We start from the raw sequence: 15569 nt of genomic DNA, 5'->3' as shown, positions 1-15569 counted from the left end.
CGGCCAGGGTCGCTGTCGTGTTCGGCCCCAGCTCGACATTCACCTTGCCGCTGGCGGCGCCGAGCGTCTGCTGGCGCAGCATGCCGCCGCTGTAGGTCGCCGCCGGGCTGCTGAAGAGCAGGTTGCTGATGTCGCCATCGGTTCCGTAGAACTGGGCGGCGACGCGCGCCGTGATGTTGTCGGCGAGCGCGCCGTTCGCCGTCGCCGTCAGTTGGCGCAGATTGTAGCTGCCGTATTCCGCGCCGATCTCGAAGGCGCGCTCCTTTGTCGGATCGTTGCTGGTGAGGCTGATCGCGCCGGCCTGGGAGTTCTGGCCGAACAGCGTTCCCTGTGGGCCGCGCAGCACCTCGATGCGCGACAGGTCGAGGAAGCGGATGTCGAAGGCGCGCTGCGGCAGCGGCACGCCGTCGATGTAGTAGGTGATCGAGGGGGAGATCAGCGCCGACGACGAGCCGATGCCGCGGATGTTCAGCAGGTTCGCCTCGGGGATCCCTGAGTCGGTGAAGTTGAAGTTGGGGATCGAGCGATAGAGGTCCCGGCTGCCGCGAATGTTCCGGTCACGCAGGTCCTCGCCGGTCACCGCCGTGACGCTGAACGGCACCTTCTGGATCGGTTCCTCGAAGCGGCGCGAGGTTACCGTCACCGGGGCCAGGACGACGGGAGGCTGCGCCGAAGAGGTGGAGGTGGATGTCTGCGTTACCGTCACCGGGGCCAGGACGACGGGAGGCTGCGCCGAAGAGGTGGAGGTGGATGTCTGCGCCGCGACGGATGCCGCTGCGAGTACTGGCGCCAATCCGCAGGCTGCCAGGACGCACACCCGCCGGCTTTGCTGTCTTCTCCACATTGAAGGCTCCCGCAAGATATTGGTTGGTAACCAACCAATATCTTGTTTCTAGAGCGAGTGCGAGTGACTCGCAACCAGATTCGGCTCCCAGGTGGCCATTTGCTGACGACGCGTTTCGCTCGCGAGCGTCGCAAAGTAGAAGCCCGCATTCGCTGGCTTGGCGCTATTCGTCCCTGCCATCGGCGGCCAGTCCGCGAGGGGGCGTGCACCTCACTCGTTGATTGAGTAGCGGCACGACCAGGTCAAGTGACGCTCTTGCCGTCTGCCGCCAAGCAGATGACGCTGTGGAACACAGATCGCGTTTTCCAGCCGATGGGTGTGCGCCCTCGTTGAGCGCGTCGACATTGGGCACTTGATGCGGCTACAAGCAACCGCTGTGTGGTCTTGCGTGCTCCGATTGCCCAATACGATGCGTCTTTATTCTACGCCTTGGCCGCCGTCTCTTCGCTTGGTGCGCCGGACCTCTTGCTCAGGAGCCTTCAGGTTGGCCACGACTTCTCGCGAGAATGGTGTTCAGCGCGCGACCCACGGCCTCTCTCTGGGCTGATCTGGCCAGAGGACGGCTGCGCCTCGATCGCCTGAGCCGCAACGGCGACGGTTCGACTTTCTTCCCCCTGGCGGCGCCCGTCATGCCGAGGCGGATCGCCACGCACTTTCCTGCGCAGTCGGCTCTGGGCTCGCTGGTCAATGGTGGTCTGTCGTTCCAGCCGGCCATCTTGTGCGAATCCCTGGTTGGCATCGGCGATCTGGTCGAGTCTTCGGATGCCCTGGGCATTGTGCCGCTCACCGCGGTGACGCGGATGCAGAAGCGCCCCGGCATCGCTGTCCTGCCCTTTGAAGCTCCGTGGCTCTGCACAGGGCAGGCCGTGATGTGGCGGCGGGATCGCATGCCCCATCCCGCCCTCAAGACCTTCCGCGACGCCGCCCGTCGGTGCGAGCAAGCCTTGAACGGCAACTCTACGGCAACCGAACCCGCCTGAAGCAGCGCTTCGGCGGGCGACGCTATCGCCTGATGCAGGCCCGCTACTGGATAATTGACGCTGGTTGCTTCAGGAATCCCGCGTGCGCCGCGCATCTTCGGCCGCGCCATTCAAGGGGCTCGCCCCGAAGGAGGATCGATGAAGAGCTCATTGCTAGCCTTGGCGGTGGGAACGGCCCTGACCGCCAGCCTGCCGGCGCTCACGCTGGCCCAGCAGGTGCCGCAGAAGCCCCATATCGTGGTCATCTGGGGTGACGACATCGGCACCTGGAACATCAGTCACAACAGCCGCGGCATGATGGGCTATCAGACGCCCAACATCGACCGCATCGCCCGCGAAGGCGTGGGCTTCACCGACTACTACGCCCAGCAGAGCTGCACCGCCGGGCGTGCCGCCTTCATCGGCGGCAGCGTGCCCGTGCGCAGCGGCATGACCAAGGTCGGCCTGCCGGGCGCCAAGCAGGGCTGGCAGAAGACCGACGTCACCATGGCGACGGTGCTGAAGAGCCAGGGCTACGCCACCGGCCAGTTCGGCAAGAACCACCAGGGCGATCTCGACGAGCACCTGCCGACCATGCACGGCTTCGACGAGTTCTTCGGCAACCTCTACCACCTCAACGCCGAGGAGGAACCGGAACACTTCGACTATCCAAAGGATCCCGAGTTCCGCAAGAAGTTCGGCCCGCGCGGCGTGCTGAAGACCAAGGCCGACGGCAAGGGGGGCCAGACGATCGAGAACACCGGCCCGCTCACCAGGAAGCGCATGGAGACGATCGACGAGGAGAGCCTGGCGGGCGCCAAGGAATTCCTCGAGCGCAACGTGCGCGCCGGTACGCCGACTTTTCTGTGGTGGAACGCCACGCGCATGCATCTTCGGACCCACGTCAAGGAGGCCAATCGCGGCAAGTCCGGCCAGGACGAGTACAGCGACGGCATGGTCGAGCATGACGGCCACGTCGGCGTGCTCCTGAAGGCGATCGACGATCTCGGCATCGCCAACAACACGATCGTGATGTACTCGACCGACAACGGCCCGCACTACAACACCTGGCCCGACGCCGGCACGACGCCGTTCCGCAGCGAGAAGAACTCCAACTGGGAAGGCGCCTATCGCGTCCCGGCGTTCGTGCGTTGGCCCGGCCAGTTCCCGGCCGGGAAGACGCTTAACGGCATTGTCGCTCACGAGGACTGGCTGCCGACGTTCGCAGCCGCCGCCGGCGCGACTGATATCAAGGAAAAGCTGCTGCAAGGCGTCACGCTGAATGGCCGGCAGTACAGGAACCATCTCGACGGCTACAACCAGCTCGACTACTTGAGCGGCCGGGCGAAGGACTCGCCGCGGAACGAGTTCTGGTACGTCAACGACGACGGTCAGGTTGTGGCTGCGCGGTGGCAGGACTGGAAGGTGAACTTCCTGGAGAACCGCGGCCAGGCATTCGGTGTGTGGCGCGAGCCCTTCGTGGAACTCCGGGTGCCGCTGCTGTTCAACCTGCGGCGCGATCCGTTCGAGAAGTCGCAGCACAATTCCAACACCTATAACGACTGGTTCATGGACCGCGTGTTCGTGCTGGTACCGATCCAGGCGCTGGCCGCCAAGTTCCTTGAGAGCATGAAGGAGTTTCCGCCCAGCCAGGCGGCGGGCAGCTTCAACCTCAGCAGCATCCAGAAGCAGATCGAAGGTGCTGCAGGCAGGTGACGAGCTATTCCACTCGCGCTGCCATCGTTCATCGTCGAGCTTTCTCCGCTCGTCTTGATAGTCAGGGCGAGCGGTCCTCGGTCCGATGGTTCGCCTCGCAGTTCACCCTGACCGCGCCGCGGAAGTGCGATGGCCTGCTGGCCGGCCGGTGCAAAGCTCCATGAGGTGGCAGGCGCCGCGATCCGGGCAACCATCGAGCCGGCGCCGGCAGTACCGGAGGGCCTATTCCGGTGTGGTCTGCTGTGTGTCGCGTGGTCTGGAAAACGCAGGTTCTGTGTGCCACGCTGACGCCAACTCAATCGGAGGGTCGCCATGAGCCAGCTTGAGGTCGCCGAGAAGAGAATAGCCTCAGGAACGGAGCGTGTTTCGTCGGCCTGCGTGCCGCCGCTGCAGCACACGAAGGGGCCGCCGCTGATCGCGGCGAACGGCGGCCTGTCGTGGTCCGGTCCCATGTCTTCTTCCAGTCGAGGCATCTGATATTCGAGGGTCGTCGTTCCCGGCCTGCGAAGGGCGCGGGACGACGGGCCGTTGTCGCGGACAGCCGCGATCGCTTCGCGCCAGGCTCTTGCCGCAGGCCTTATCCGTCGTTGACATCCCGAGGAAGCGCTGCATGGCACGGCTTCATCCGATCGTCTTCCTTGTCGATGTCGACAATACGTTGGTCGACAATGACGGGATCCAACAAGATCTGAAGGACCATCTCGAGCGCACTTATGGCCTCGCCGCGCGCGAGCGCTATTGGCGGATCCTCGAGGATCTCATGGTCGAGCTTGGCTATCGCGACTATATCGGCGCCCTGCAGAAATTCCGCGTGGAGCACCCGCGCGAGATCGAATTGCTGTCGATGTCCTCCTTCCTCATGGATTACCCCTTCGCCGAACGGCTTTACCCGCATGCCCTGGCCGTGCTGAAACGGCTGCGCAGCGTGGGCACGACCGTGATCCTGACGGACGGCGATGTCGTCTTCCAGCCGCGCAAGGTCGAGCATGCAGGCCTCGGCAACGTCGCGGAGGGAGACGTGCTGGTCTACATCCACAAGGAAGAGGCGCTCGACGACGTCGAGCGGCGCTTCCCGGCCACGCACTATGTTCTGATCGACGACAAGCCGCGGATCCTGGATGCCGTCAAGAAGATATGGCGCGGGCGCGTGACGACCGTGTTGCCGCGGCAGGGCCAGTATGCGCACGACGCAAAAGTTCTCGCCGCCTTGCCGCCGCCCGATGTGACGATCGAGCGCATCGGTGATCTGCTCGACTACGACTTGGCGCGATTCAGCCTGAAGGTGACATCATGAAACCAACCAAGACGCTGCACGATCTCGGCCAGAGCTTGTGGCTCGACAACATTACGCGCGAGCTGCTGAATAGCGGCACGCTGAAGCGCTACATCGACGATCTCTCGGTGACCGGGCTGACGTCGAATCCCACGATCTTCGACAACGCGATCAAGAGCAGCGCGATGTACGACGAGGACATCTCCCGGGCGGGATCCTCGGCGACCTCTGCAGAAGACCTGTTCTTTCCCCTGGCTCTGGCGGATCTGGCCCGCGCCGCCGAGCTGTTCAAGCCGATCTTTGCCCGGACCGATGGCGTCGACGGCTGGGTGTCGCTCGAGGTTTCGCCTCTGCTGGCCCATGACACCGACAGCACGCTCGCGGCCGCGCTCGACCTTCACAAGCGCGCCGGCAAGCCCAACCTCTTCATCAAGATCCCCGGCACCGCGGAGGGACTGCCGGCCATCGAGGCCGCGATCTTCGCCGGCGTGCCGGTCAATGTCACATTGCTGTTCTCCAGCGAGCAGTATGTCGCGGCGGCCGAAGCCTACCTGCGCGGCGTCGAGCGCCGCATCGCAGCAGGGTTGAACCCCGCCGTTGCCTCGGTGGCCTCGCTCTTCATCAGTCGATGGGATGTCGCGGTGAGCGGCAAGGTCCCGGCCGAGCTCACCAACCGCCTGGGCATCGCCGTCGGCCAGCGCGCCTACAAGGCCTATCTCGAGTTGCTGGCATCGCCGCGCTTCCAGCGCGCGGCCAATGCCGGCGCCCGCGCCCAGCGCCTGCTGTGGGCCAGCACCGGCACCAAGGACCCGAAGGCGTCCGACACGCTCTACGTGCAGGCGCTCGCCGCGCCCTTCACGGTCGACACCATGCCGGAAGGCACCCTCAAGGCGTTCGCCGATCATGGCGAGGTCGGCCGGGCGCTCGCGCCCGACGGCGGCGACTGCGAGACGGTTCTGGCGAGCTTCGCCAAGGCGGGCATCGATATCGCCGCCCTCGCGTCCCGGCTCCAGGATGAGGGCGCCGCCTCGTTCGTCAAATCGTGGCACGATCTGATGGCCCGTATCGAGTCCAAGCGCGTCGCGATCCGCAAGGCCAGCTGAGCGCCAACTTGTCCTCCTGTCCGCAAGGAAATCGTCGATGAGTGTTCAGGCTTTGCAGCAGCGCCCCGCCTGGGCGGCGCTGAAGAAGCACTACCAGAAGATCAGGCGTGTCCACCTCAGGCAGCTCTTCGCCAAGGACCGCGAGCGCGGCGAGAGGATGGCGGTCGAAACGGCCGGACTCTATCTCGACTACTCAAAGAACCGTATCACCGATGAAACCCTGGCGCTGCTGCTTCAGCTTGCCCGGGAGTCGGGGTTGCGCGAGCACATCGACGCCATGTTCCGCGGCGACAAGATCAACACCTCGGAGAAGCGCGCGGTGCTTCACGTGGCGCTGCGCGCGCCGCGCGACGCTTCCATCCTCCACGACGGCCGGAACGTGGTGCCCGAGGTCCATGCCGTTCTCGACAAGATGGCAGGTTTTGCCGAGCGCGTCCGGACCGGCGCCTGGACGGGCCACACGGGCAAGCGCATCCGCAACGTGATCAATGTCGGCATCGGCGGCTCCGATCTCGGCCCCGTAATGGCTTACGAAGCGCTCCGGCACTACAGCGCGCGCGACATGACCTTCCGCTTCGTCTCCAATGTCGACGGCACGGACTTCGCCGAGGCCGTGCAGGGGCTCGATCCCGCCGAGACGTTGTTCATCATCTCCTCGAAGACCTTCACCACGCTCGAGACCATGACCAACGCGCACACGGCGCGCGACTGGCTGCTGGCCGGGCTGAATGGCGATTCGCAGGCGACCGCCCGGCATTTCGTCGCCGTGTCGACCAATGCCCAGGAGGTGTCGAAGTTCGGCATCGACACGGCCAACATGTTCGGCTTCTGGGACTGGGTTGGCGGACGCTATTCGATGGATTCCGCGATCGGACTGTCGACCATGCTCGCCGTCGGGTCGGACAATTTCCGCGCCATGCTGGCAGGCTTCCATGAGATCGACGAGCATTTCCGCACGGCACCGTTCGAGCGCAACGTGCCGGTGCTGATGGCCTTGTTGTCGGTCTGGTACAGCAATTTCTTCGGTGCCCAGACCGTCGGCGTGATGCCCTATCAGCAATATCTGAAGCGCTTCCCGGCCTACCTCCAGCAGCTCACCATGGAGAGCAACGGCAAGCATGTGACGTGGGACGGCGTCGCGGTCGACTACGACACCGGGCCGATCTTCTGGGGCGAGCCCGGGACGAACGGCCAGCACTCCTTCTACCAGCTGATCCACCAAGGGACCCGGCTCATCCCCTGCGACTTCATCGCGTTCGCCCGCACCCTGAACCCGTTGGGCCGGCACCAGGACATGCTGCTTGCCAATGTCTTTGCCCAGAGCGAGGCGCTGGCCTTCGGCAAGACCGCCAAGCAGGTCGCGGCGGAAGGCACGCCCGACTGGCTGGCCCCGCATCGGCTGTTCGAGGGCAATCGCCCGTCGAACACCATCCTGCTCGACGAGCTGACGCCGGCGGCGCTCGGCAAGCTGGTCGCGCTCTACGAGCACAGCGTGTTCACGCAAGGCACGATCTGGCGGATCGATTCCTTCGATCAATGGGGCGTTGAGCTGGGTAAGGCTCTGGCGCAGCGGATCATTCCCGAGCTGGAAGAGGCTGCGGAGCCCAAGCTCGAGCACGACAGCTCGACCAACGCCCTGATCCGACGCTACCGCAAGCTCAAAGGGGCCGCCTGATGACACGAGGCTCCGGGTAAATCTCTTCGAGAAAGGCCGAAATCCGTCCCTGGCGCGGGCAACCGCCGCGCGCCGACCTGATCAACGACCGAGTCTCTCAAGGAGGGCTACGCATGCAGCTGGGAATGATCGGGCTGGGCCGGATGGGAGCGAACATGGTGCGCCGCCTGTTGAAGGGCGGCCATCGATGCGTGGTCTACGACATGTCGGCAAAGGCGGTCGCCCGGCTCGTCGAGGAGAAGGCCGTGGGCGCCGCGACGCTCGCCGAGTTCGCCAGGACGCTCGCCAGGCCGCGCGCGGTGTGGCTGATGGTGCCGGCCGCCGTCGTGGACAAGACGATTGCCGACCTGCTACCCCATCTCGAGTCGGGCGATATCCTGATCGACGGCGGCAATTCCTATTATGTCGACGACATCCGGCGCGCCAGGGAGCTGACGCCCCAGGGCATTCACTATGTCGATGTCGGCACCAGCGGCGGCGTGTGGGGCCTGGAGCGCGGCTACTGCATGATGATCGGCGGCGAAGCCGGCGTCGTGACGCATCTCGCGCCGGTCTTCGCCACCCTGGCGCCCGGCCCGGGCGACATTCCGCGTACTCCGGGTCGCGAGAAAGCCGGCGGCACAGCCGAGCAGGGATGGCTGCATTGCGGCCCGAACGGCTCCGGTCACTTCGTCAAGATGGTGCACAACGGCATCGAGTACGGCGTGATGGCGGCTTACGCCGAGGGCCTGGCCGTTCTCAAGGCGGCCAATATCGGCAACAAGGCTGGTGCAGCCGATGCAGAAACCACGCCGCTGCGCGACCCCGAGCACTATAAATACGATCTCAACCTGCCGGACATTGCGGAGCTGTGGCGACGCGGCAGCGTGATCGCGTCCTGGCTGCTCGATCTCCAGGCCGCGGCCCTGATCAAGGACCCTGACTTGTCCAAGTTCGGGGGACGGGTGTCGGACTCCGGCGAAGGCCGCTGGACGATCAAGGCCGCCATCGACGAAGGCGTGCCGGCCCACGTGCTGTCGTCGGCGCTCTACGAGAGGTTCAGCTCGCGCGGCGAAGCGGATTTTGCCGACAAGCTGCTCTCGGCCATGCGCTACGAGTTCGGCGGCCACATCGAGAAGCCAAGCGGGTCATAGGCGCCGGCCAAGTCGCAACGGGTCGAAGGGCTGAAGCGGGACGGGAGTCAAAAGGCATGAACACGGAAGAGCTCGATCAGCTGGCGATCAACACCATCCGCACGCTGTCCATCGATGCCGTCCAGCAGGCGAGGTCGGGCCATCCCGGCACGCCGATGGCGCTGGCGCCGCTGGTCTATACTCTCTGGAACCGGGTGATGCGCTTCGACCCGCAGGACCCGATCTGGCCCGGTCGCGACCGCTTCGTGCTCTCCAACGGCCATGCCTCGATGCTGTTGTGGTCGATGCTTTTTCTGACGCGCACCCAGGCCGTGAACGCGCAGTACGAGCGGCTCGGCAAGCCATCGGTCAGCCTCGACGACATCCGCCGCTTCCGCCAGCTCGACAGCAAGGCGCCAGGCCATCCGGAGTATCACTGGGTGTCCGGGGTCGAGACGACGACCGGTCCGCTGGGCCAGGGAATCGCCACCAGCGTCGGCATGGCGATCGCCCGCAAGTGGCTCGCCAGCCGCTACAACAAGCCGGGCTTCGAGCTGTTCGACTATGACATCTACGCGGTCTGCGGCGACGGCTGCCTGATGGAAGGCGTCGGCTCGGAGGCAGCCTCCCTGGCCGGCCATCTCGAGCTCGATGAGCTGTGCTGGGTCTACGACAACAACCACATCACCATCGAAGGCAAGACCAGCATCACCTTCACCGAGGATGTCGCGGCGCGCTTCCTCGCCTATCGATGGAACGTGCTGCGGGTCGGCGACGCCAACGACCTGCAGCGCATCGAGGATGCGCTGGCGGTATTCCGCAAGACCACGGGCCGGCCGACGCTGATCATCCTGGACAGCCATATCGGCTATGGCTCGCCGCACAAGATCGACACCGCGGCAGCGCACGGCGAACCGCTCGGCGAGGACGAGGTCCGCCTCACCAAGCGCGCCTACGGCTGGCCGGAGGATGCCAGGTTCCTCGTGCCCGACGGTGTCATGCAGCATTTCGATGCCGGCATCGGCGCCCGCGGCGCTGCGGCGCGGCAGCGCTGGGAGGCCTTGTTCGCCGACTACCGCAAGCAGTTCCCCGATCTTGCCGCCGAGATCGACCAGATGCAGCGGCGCGAGCTGCCGGCGGGATGGGATCGCAACCTGCCGAGCTTCAAGGCCGATCCCAAGGGCATTGCCGGTCGCGATGCCTCGGGCGAGGTGCTGAACGTCCTCGCCCAGAACATCCCGTGGTTCCTGGGCGGCTCGGCGGACCTCGGCTCGTCCAACAAGACCACGCTGAAATTCGCCGGCGCGGGCGACTTCGAGCCCGGCAATCCGGGCGGCCGCAACTTCCATTTCGGCATCCGCGAGCATGCCATGGCAGCGATCGTCAGCGGACTGTCGCTTTCCAAGCTGCGGGCCTTCGGGGCGACGTTCTTCATCTTCAGCGACTATGCGCGGCCGGCCATTCGGCTGTCGGCGCTGATGGAGCTGCCGACCCTGCTGGTCTTCACCCACGACGCCATGGGGGATGGCGAGGATGGGCCGACGCACCAGCCGGTCGAGCAGCTGATCTCGCTGCGCGCCATTCCCGGCCTGGTCGTGCTGCGGCCGGCGGACGCCAACGAGGTCGTCGAGGCCTACCGGTACGTCCTGCAGCTGCGCCACCAGCCGGCGGTGCTCGCCCTGTCGCGCCAACCCCTGCCGACGTTCGATCGTGGCAAGTATGCCTCGGCGGCCGGTGTCGCCCGCGGCGCCTATGTCATGGCGGATGCCCCCGGCGGAGAGGGCGGCGCGCCGGAGGTCATCCTCATCGCCTCGGGCAGCGAGGTCGCGCTGATCGTCGAGGCCCACGAGGCGCTGGTCGCCAAGGGGATCCGCTCGCGCGCGGTCTCGATGCCATCCTGGGACATCTTCGAGCATCAGCCGCAATCCTATCGCGAGCAGGTGCTGCCTCCGTCGGCCAGAACGCGACTGGCCGTCGAGCAAGCATCGGCGCTGGGATGGGAACGCTATGTCGGCGACAATGGCCGGGTTATCGGCATGAAGGCATTCGGCGCCTCGGCGCCGCTCAAGGAGCTGCAGCGCAAGTTCGGCTTCGAGCCGGACAAGGTCGTGGCGGCGGCGCTGGAGATGCTCGGGCGCGCGTAGGAACGGCGGCGCGTAGGAACGGCGGGAGGAATGGAAAGCCATGATGGACAAGCCTGACTCGCGGAGCCAGGGCACGGCCGAGACCGTGGCCGTTGCGCCGCCCTGCGCCATGGTGATCTTCGGCGCCGCCGGCGATCTGACCAAGCGCCTGGTCGCGCCGGCGCTCTACAACCTGGCGACCGCCAAGCGGCTGCCCGACGGGTTTCGCCTTGTCGGCGTCGGCCGCGGCAGCATGACGGTCGACGATTGGCGCAAGAATCTCACCGACATGATGAATCAGTTCGTCGCCAGCCGCGACGGCGAGTTCCAGGCCGACCGGATCGACCAGGCTGCGTGGCGCTGGCTGACCGATCGCATGTCCTGGCTGCCGGGCGACTTCACCGAGCCGCAAACCTTCGACCGCCTCAAGGAACATCTTGCCGGGCTCGACAAGACGGCCGGCACCGGCGGCAACCACCTGTTCTATCTCGCCATCGCCGATCGCTTCTTCGGCGACGTGGTGGCCGCTCTCGGGGCGGCCGACATGGTGACCGAAACGGGTGGCCAATGGCGGCGCGTCGTCATCGAGAAGCCGTTCGGGCACGATCTACCGTCAGCCAAGGCGCTCAATGCGCGGATCCTGAAGGTGCTGCAAGAGCACCAGATCTACCGGATGGATCATTTCCTCGGCAAGGAGACGGTCCAGAACATCATGGCGCTGCGCTTTGCCAACGGCCTGTTCGAGCCGTTGTGGAATCGCCAGCACATCGACCACGTCCAGATCACCGCGGCGGAGACGGTCGGGGTCGAACGGCGCGGCAAATTCTACGAGGCGACCGGCGCGCTGCGCGACATGGTGCCCAATCACGTCTTCCAGCTGCTGTCGCTCACCGCCATGGAGCCGCCGATCTCCTTCGATGCCGACGCGGTGCGCGACAAGAAGGCGGAGGTCATCCAGGCGATACGGCCGGTCACGCCCGAGCGTGCGCTGAAGGATGCCGTGCGCGGCCAGTACGCCGCCGGCACCGTCCTGGGCAAACCGGCCCAGGCCTATCGCAACGAGCCCGACGTGGCCGCCACGTCGACGACCGAGACCTACATCGCGTGGAAGCTGCAGATCGACAATTGGCGCTGGGCCGGAGTGCCCTTCTACCTGCGCACCGGCAAGTACCTGAAGCGCCGCTGGACCGAGATCGCCATCCGCTTTCACCAGGCGCCCTACACGCTGTTTCGCGGCACCAACGTGGAGCGCATGAATCCCAACTGGATGATCCTGCGCCTGCAGCCCGACGAGGGCATCGCGCTCCAGTTCGCCGCCAAGCGCCCCGGTCCGACGGTGACCCTCGGCAATGTCAGCATGGACTTCGCCTACAAGACCTATTTCGCGACCACGCCCAGCACGGGCTACGAGACGCTGCTCTACGACTGCATGACCGGCGACGCGACGCTGTTCCAGCGGGCCGACAATATCGAAGCCGGATGGCGGGCGGTGCAGCCGATCATGGACGCCTGGACAAGCAACGCATCGGGCGATTTTCCGAACTATGCCGCCGGCTCGAACGGCCCTGATGCGGCGGACGAGCTGCTGGCGCGCGACGGGCGCGCCTGGCGCCCGCTTGAATGACGAGCACGACCGAGGTCACGATGGCAGACAAGCGTAAGATTTCCCTGGTGCTGGCCGACGTCGATGGCACGCTGGTCACCGAGCAGAAGGTGCTGACCGAGCGCGCCCAGGCTGCCGTACGGCATCTGCGCGAGGCGGGAATCCGCTTCGCCATCACCAGCGGCAGGCCGCCGCTCGGCATGGCCATGCTGTTCGAGGCCCTCGAGCTCGGTACGCCGATCGCCGGCTTCAACGGCGGGCTGCTCATCAAGCGCGACCTCACGATCATCGAGCGGAAGACCGTGCCGGACGACGTTGCCGCCCGGTCCGTCGAGCTGATCCGGGACCACAAGCTCGATGTCTGGGTCTATCGCGGCAATGACTGGCTGGTCGGCAAGGCCGACGGGCCGCACGTCGCCCACGAAGCCTGGACGGTCAAGTTCTCGCCGAAGGTCGTGACCGATGTCGCCGCCGAGCTCGACCAGGTCTCGAAGATCGTCGGCGTCAGCGACAATCTCGACCTGGTGCAGCGCTGCGAGGCCGACGCGCGCGCAGAATTCGGGGGGCGTGCCACAGCCAACCGCTCGCAGCCCTACTACCTCGACGTGACCAACAAGGACGCCAACAAGGGCGCGGTGGTGGAGTACCTGTCGCGCCATCTCGGGGTACCAATCTCGGAGATCGCCACCATTGGCGACCAGCCCACCGACGTGCCCATGTTCAAGCGCGCGGGCTTCAGCATCGCCATGGGCAACGCTTCCGATGCGGTCAAGCAGCAGGCCAGCGTCGTCACGGATTCCTATAACGACGAAGGCTTCGCCAAGGCGATGGAACGATTCGTTCTCGGCTCTTTGAATTGAGGTGCGGCATGGCAATGAACGGGCGCATCGAGACACTTGCCGATCCGCCGGCACTGGCGCGCCATGTGGCCGATTGGATGACCTCGGCGGCGCTTGCCGCGAAAGGCGACTTTCGCGTGTCGTTGTCGGGCGGCTCGACGCCGAAGGCCCTGTTCACGCTGCTCGCGTCCGACCTGTTCGTCGGACGCTTTCCCTGGAACCGGGTCTCGTGGTTCTGGGGCGACGAGCGCTTCGTGCCGTACGATCATCCGGACAGCAATTACCGGATGACGCGCGAGGCGATGCTCGCCAAGGCTCCGGTACCGCCCGCGAATATTCATCCCGTGCCGGCGGACGGCACCCCGCAGGATGCGGCCGCGCGTTACCAGCGGACCTTGCAGTCGGCCTATGGCGCCGACGTGCTCGATCCGGCACGGCCAATGTTCGATATCACCTTGCTCGGCATGGGCCCCGACGGCCATACCGCTTCCCTGCTGCCGGGCGAGCCGGTGCTGGAGGAGCGCAAGCGCTGGGTCGCCGCCGTGTCGCACGGCCGGCCCGAGGTCCGCATCACGATGACCTATCCGGCGATCGAGAGCAGCCGGCGCGTGGCGTTCCTGGTGGCAGGCAAGGAGAAGGCGGCGATGTTCAAGGCGGTTCGCGCTGGAGGCAGCGACGTGCCGGCAGCCCGCGTCAAGCCAGTCGGCGAGCTCGTCTGGTTCGTCGACCGCGCGGCCGCCGGCGAGGGACAGGTATGATGAAGAAAAGAAAGGTCCTTCGCTGCGCTCGGGATGACACCAATGCTGTTGCCCATGACAACAATAGTGTCATCCCGAGTACAACAATAATGTCATCCCGAGCGCAGCGAGGGGACCTTTCCTTTTCCTCATCTGTAGTGGACGGCATAGTGCTCGGACGTACCTGATCAAGGTGACTAGATGCAGCCGATCCTGATAGCGCCCTCCGTCCTGTCGGCCGACCTCGCGCGGCTGGGCGAGGAGGTTCGTGCCATCGATGCGATCCGCGCCAGCGCTGTCGCAGGGGCGGCGAGGCCATGAGTGCCGTGTCGTCGACAGCCGATGGCGGGCGCGATGCGCTGAAGCGTGCCGCGGCGGAGGCGGCGGTCGAACTGGTGCAGGATGGCATGGTGGTCGGGCTCGGCACCGGCTCGACGGCGGCATTCGCGGTCGACGCTCTGGCCCGGCGCCATCGGCAAGGGCTCAGCTTCGTCGGCATCCCGACATCGGAGCGAACCGCGGCGCGCGCCCGCGATGCCGGGCTGCCGCTCACCACGTTCGCCGCCCATCGCCTGATCGACCTGACCATTGACGGCGCCGACGAGGTCGAACGCGGCACGCTCAACCTGATCAAGGGGCTGGGCGGAGCCTTGTTGCGGGAAAAGATCGTCGCGGCCGCCAGCCGGCGCCTCGCCATCATCGTCGACGGTGTCAAGCTGGTGGACCGGCTGGGAACGCGCGCAACGGTCCCGGTGGAGGTCGTCGCCTTTGGTCTCGAAGCGACACAGGCTGCCCTCGAGGCGCTGGGCGCCAGCGTTCGCATACGCCTGTCGCTGGCCGGCGAGCCCTTCGTCACCGACAGCGGCAATCGCATTCTGGACTGCAGCTTCGGCCCGATCGCCGATCCGGCACGGCTCGAGGATCGCATCCGCCGCGTCGTCGGCGTGGTCGAGAGCGGTCTGTTCATCAGCCGTGCCGATCCGGTCTTCGTTGCCGATGCGAGCGGCGTCCATCGCCTCGACAGTGCGCGCGCCCATCGCGGTTATCCACCGATCCTGGTGATCATGGGGGTGTCGGGGGCGGGCAAGTCGACGGTTGCGCAAGAATTGGCAGCGCGCCTGGGTTGGCCCTTCGAGGAGGGCGACACGCTCCATCCCGAGGCCAACGTCGCCAAGATGCATGCCGGCATTCCGCTGACCGACGCCGACCGACAGCCGTGGCTCGAGGCCGTGGCGGCGTGGATCGATCAACAACGCGCGGCGAAACAGCCGGGGATCATCACGTGTTCCGCGCTCAAGCGCGCCTACCGGCAGGTCATCGTGGGCGACCGGCCGGAAGTGCGGCTGGTCTACCTGCGCGGCGGCCGTGATCTCATCGCCCGCCACCTGGCGGGGCGCCGGGGCCATTTCATGCCCGCGAGCCTGCTGCAAAGCCAGATCGATACTCTCGAGGAGCCGCATGCAGACGAGGATCCGCTGGTTGTCGATGTGGGAGGTGAGCCCGGCGAGGTCGCCGCGGAGATCATCCGGCTGCTCGGCAATGCCGCAACGGTCGGCCGGTGCGCGGTGCGCGCATAGGCCCATGA

General features: G+C 66.0%; 13 protein-coding genes. 12 read left to right on the top strand and 1 reads right to left on the bottom strand.

What is annotated here, in order from left to right; genetic code table 11:
* Nucleotides 1-643, bottom strand: a 643-nt coding sequence (locus tag ACILR9_RS14495; RefSeq protein WP_395710643.1) for a TonB-dependent receptor plug domain-containing protein, incomplete at its 3' end; no start/stop codon positions are given.
* A 707-nt stretch (nt 644-1350) separates the two neighbouring features.
* On the opposite strand from ACILR9_RS14495, the gene ACILR9_RS14490 reads away from it, so the two are divergent.
* From ACILR9_RS14490 to rpiA, 12 genes are all read left to right on the top strand, one after another.
* On the top strand, nt 1351-1824 hold the full coding sequence (locus tag ACILR9_RS14490) for a LysR substrate-binding domain-containing protein (RefSeq protein ID WP_395710642.1): 474 nt from the start codon (nt 1351-1353) through the stop codon (nt 1822-1824).
* A 138-nt stretch (nt 1825-1962) separates the two neighbouring features.
* Complete coding sequence (locus tag ACILR9_RS14485; RefSeq protein ID WP_395710641.1) at nt 1963-3519, top strand: arylsulfatase; 1557 nt, start codon at nt 1963-1965, stop codon at nt 3517-3519.
* Nucleotides 3520-3831: 312 nt separating this feature from the next.
* The gene (locus ACILR9_RS14480) at nt 3832-3996 is read left to right on the top strand and encodes a hypothetical protein (protein ID WP_395710640.1); all 165 of its coding nucleotides are present in this window, start codon (nt 3832-3834) and stop codon (nt 3994-3996) included.
* Nucleotides 3997-4129: 133 nt separating this feature from the next.
* Nucleotides 4130-4813, top strand: coding sequence for an HAD family hydrolase (locus ACILR9_RS14475; RefSeq protein ID WP_395710639.1), 684 nt, complete (start codon nt 4130-4132; stop codon nt 4811-4813).
* Nucleotides 4810-5895 (top strand): transaldolase, encoded by a 1086-nt coding sequence (gene tal / locus ACILR9_RS14470; RefSeq protein WP_395710638.1) that lies wholly within the window; start codon nt 4810-4812, stop codon nt 5893-5895. Before ACILR9_RS14475 ends, tal begins: the two co-directional genes overlap by 4 nt.
* Nucleotides 5896-5932: 37 nt before the next feature.
* Nucleotides 5933-7570 (top strand): glucose-6-phosphate isomerase, encoded by a 1638-nt coding sequence (gene pgi / locus ACILR9_RS14465; RefSeq protein WP_395710637.1) that lies wholly within the window; start codon nt 5933-5935, stop codon nt 7568-7570.
* A gap of 113 nt (nt 7571-7683) precedes the next feature.
* Nucleotides 7684-8703 (top strand): phosphogluconate dehydrogenase (NAD(+)-dependent, decarboxylating), encoded by a 1020-nt coding sequence (gnd, locus tag ACILR9_RS14460; RefSeq protein ID WP_395710636.1) that lies wholly within the window; start codon nt 7684-7686, stop codon nt 8701-8703.
* A gap of 56 nt (nt 8704-8759) precedes the next feature.
* Nucleotides 8760-10826, top strand: coding sequence for a transketolase (tkt, locus tag ACILR9_RS14455; RefSeq protein ID WP_395710635.1), 2067 nt, complete (start codon nt 8760-8762; stop codon nt 10824-10826).
* Nucleotides 10827-10866: 40 nt separating this feature from the next.
* The gene (gene zwf / locus ACILR9_RS14450) at nt 10867-12429 is read left to right on the top strand and encodes a glucose-6-phosphate dehydrogenase (RefSeq protein WP_395710634.1); all 1563 of its coding nucleotides are present in this window, start codon (nt 10867-10869) and stop codon (nt 12427-12429) included.
* Nucleotides 12430-12449: 20 nt separating this feature from the next.
* Nucleotides 12450-13268 (top strand): Cof-type HAD-IIB family hydrolase, encoded by an 819-nt coding sequence (locus tag ACILR9_RS14445; RefSeq protein ID WP_395710633.1) that lies wholly within the window; start codon nt 12450-12452, stop codon nt 13266-13268.
* A gap of 8 nt (nt 13269-13276) precedes the next feature.
* The gene (pgl, locus tag ACILR9_RS14440) at nt 13277-14005 is read left to right on the top strand and encodes a 6-phosphogluconolactonase (RefSeq protein WP_395710632.1); all 729 of its coding nucleotides are present in this window, start codon (nt 13277-13279) and stop codon (nt 14003-14005) included.
* Nucleotides 14006-14301: 296 nt separating this feature from the next.
* Nucleotides 14302-15561 carry a ribose-5-phosphate isomerase RpiA gene (rpiA, locus tag ACILR9_RS14435; protein WP_395710631.1) on the top strand — a complete coding sequence of 420 codons (1260 nt, stop codon included), beginning with the start codon at nt 14302-14304 and terminating at the stop codon, nt 15559-15561.
* Nucleotides 15562-15569 lie beyond the last annotated feature (8 nt).

This window comes from Reyranella sp. (assembly GCF_044224635.1).
GTDB lineage: Bacteria > Pseudomonadota > Alphaproteobacteria > Reyranellales > Reyranellaceae > Reyranella.
Note: the sequence above shows the minus strand (reverse complement) of the source record. Positions and strands in the feature narration are given on the sequence as shown.

Coding starts and splice junctions, on each gene's coding strand:
- pgi (WP_395710637.1), top strand. CDS start 5,933: ATGAGTGTTCAGGCTTTGCAGCAGCGCCCCGCCTGGGCGGCGCTGAAG.
- ACILR9_RS14485 (WP_395710641.1), top strand. CDS start 1,963: ATGAAGAGCTCATTGCTAGCCTTGGCGGTGGGAACGGCCCTGACCGCC.
- rpiA (WP_395710631.1), top strand. CDS start 14,302: ATGAGTGCCGTGTCGTCGACAGCCGATGGCGGGCGCGATGCGCTGAAG.
- tal (WP_395710638.1), top strand. CDS start 4,810: ATGAAACCAACCAAGACGCTGCACGATCTCGGCCAGAGCTTGTGGCTC.
- ACILR9_RS14490 (WP_395710642.1), top strand. CDS start 1,351: ATGGTGTTCAGCGCGCGACCCACGGCCTCTCTCTGGGCTGATCTGGCC.
- gnd (WP_395710636.1), top strand. CDS start 7,684: ATGCAGCTGGGAATGATCGGGCTGGGCCGGATGGGAGCGAACATGGTG.
- tkt (WP_395710635.1), top strand. CDS start 8,760: ATGAACACGGAAGAGCTCGATCAGCTGGCGATCAACACCATCCGCACG.
- ACILR9_RS14475 (WP_395710639.1), top strand. CDS start 4,130: ATGGCACGGCTTCATCCGATCGTCTTCCTTGTCGATGTCGACAATACG.
- pgl (WP_395710632.1), top strand. CDS start 13,277: ATGGCAATGAACGGGCGCATCGAGACACTTGCCGATCCGCCGGCACTG.
- ACILR9_RS14480 (WP_395710640.1), top strand. CDS start 3,832: ATGAGCCAGCTTGAGGTCGCCGAGAAGAGAATAGCCTCAGGAACGGAG.
- zwf (WP_395710634.1), top strand. CDS start 10,867: ATGATGGACAAGCCTGACTCGCGGAGCCAGGGCACGGCCGAGACCGTG.
- ACILR9_RS14445 (WP_395710633.1), top strand. CDS start 12,450: ATGGCAGACAAGCGTAAGATTTCCCTGGTGCTGGCCGACGTCGATGGC.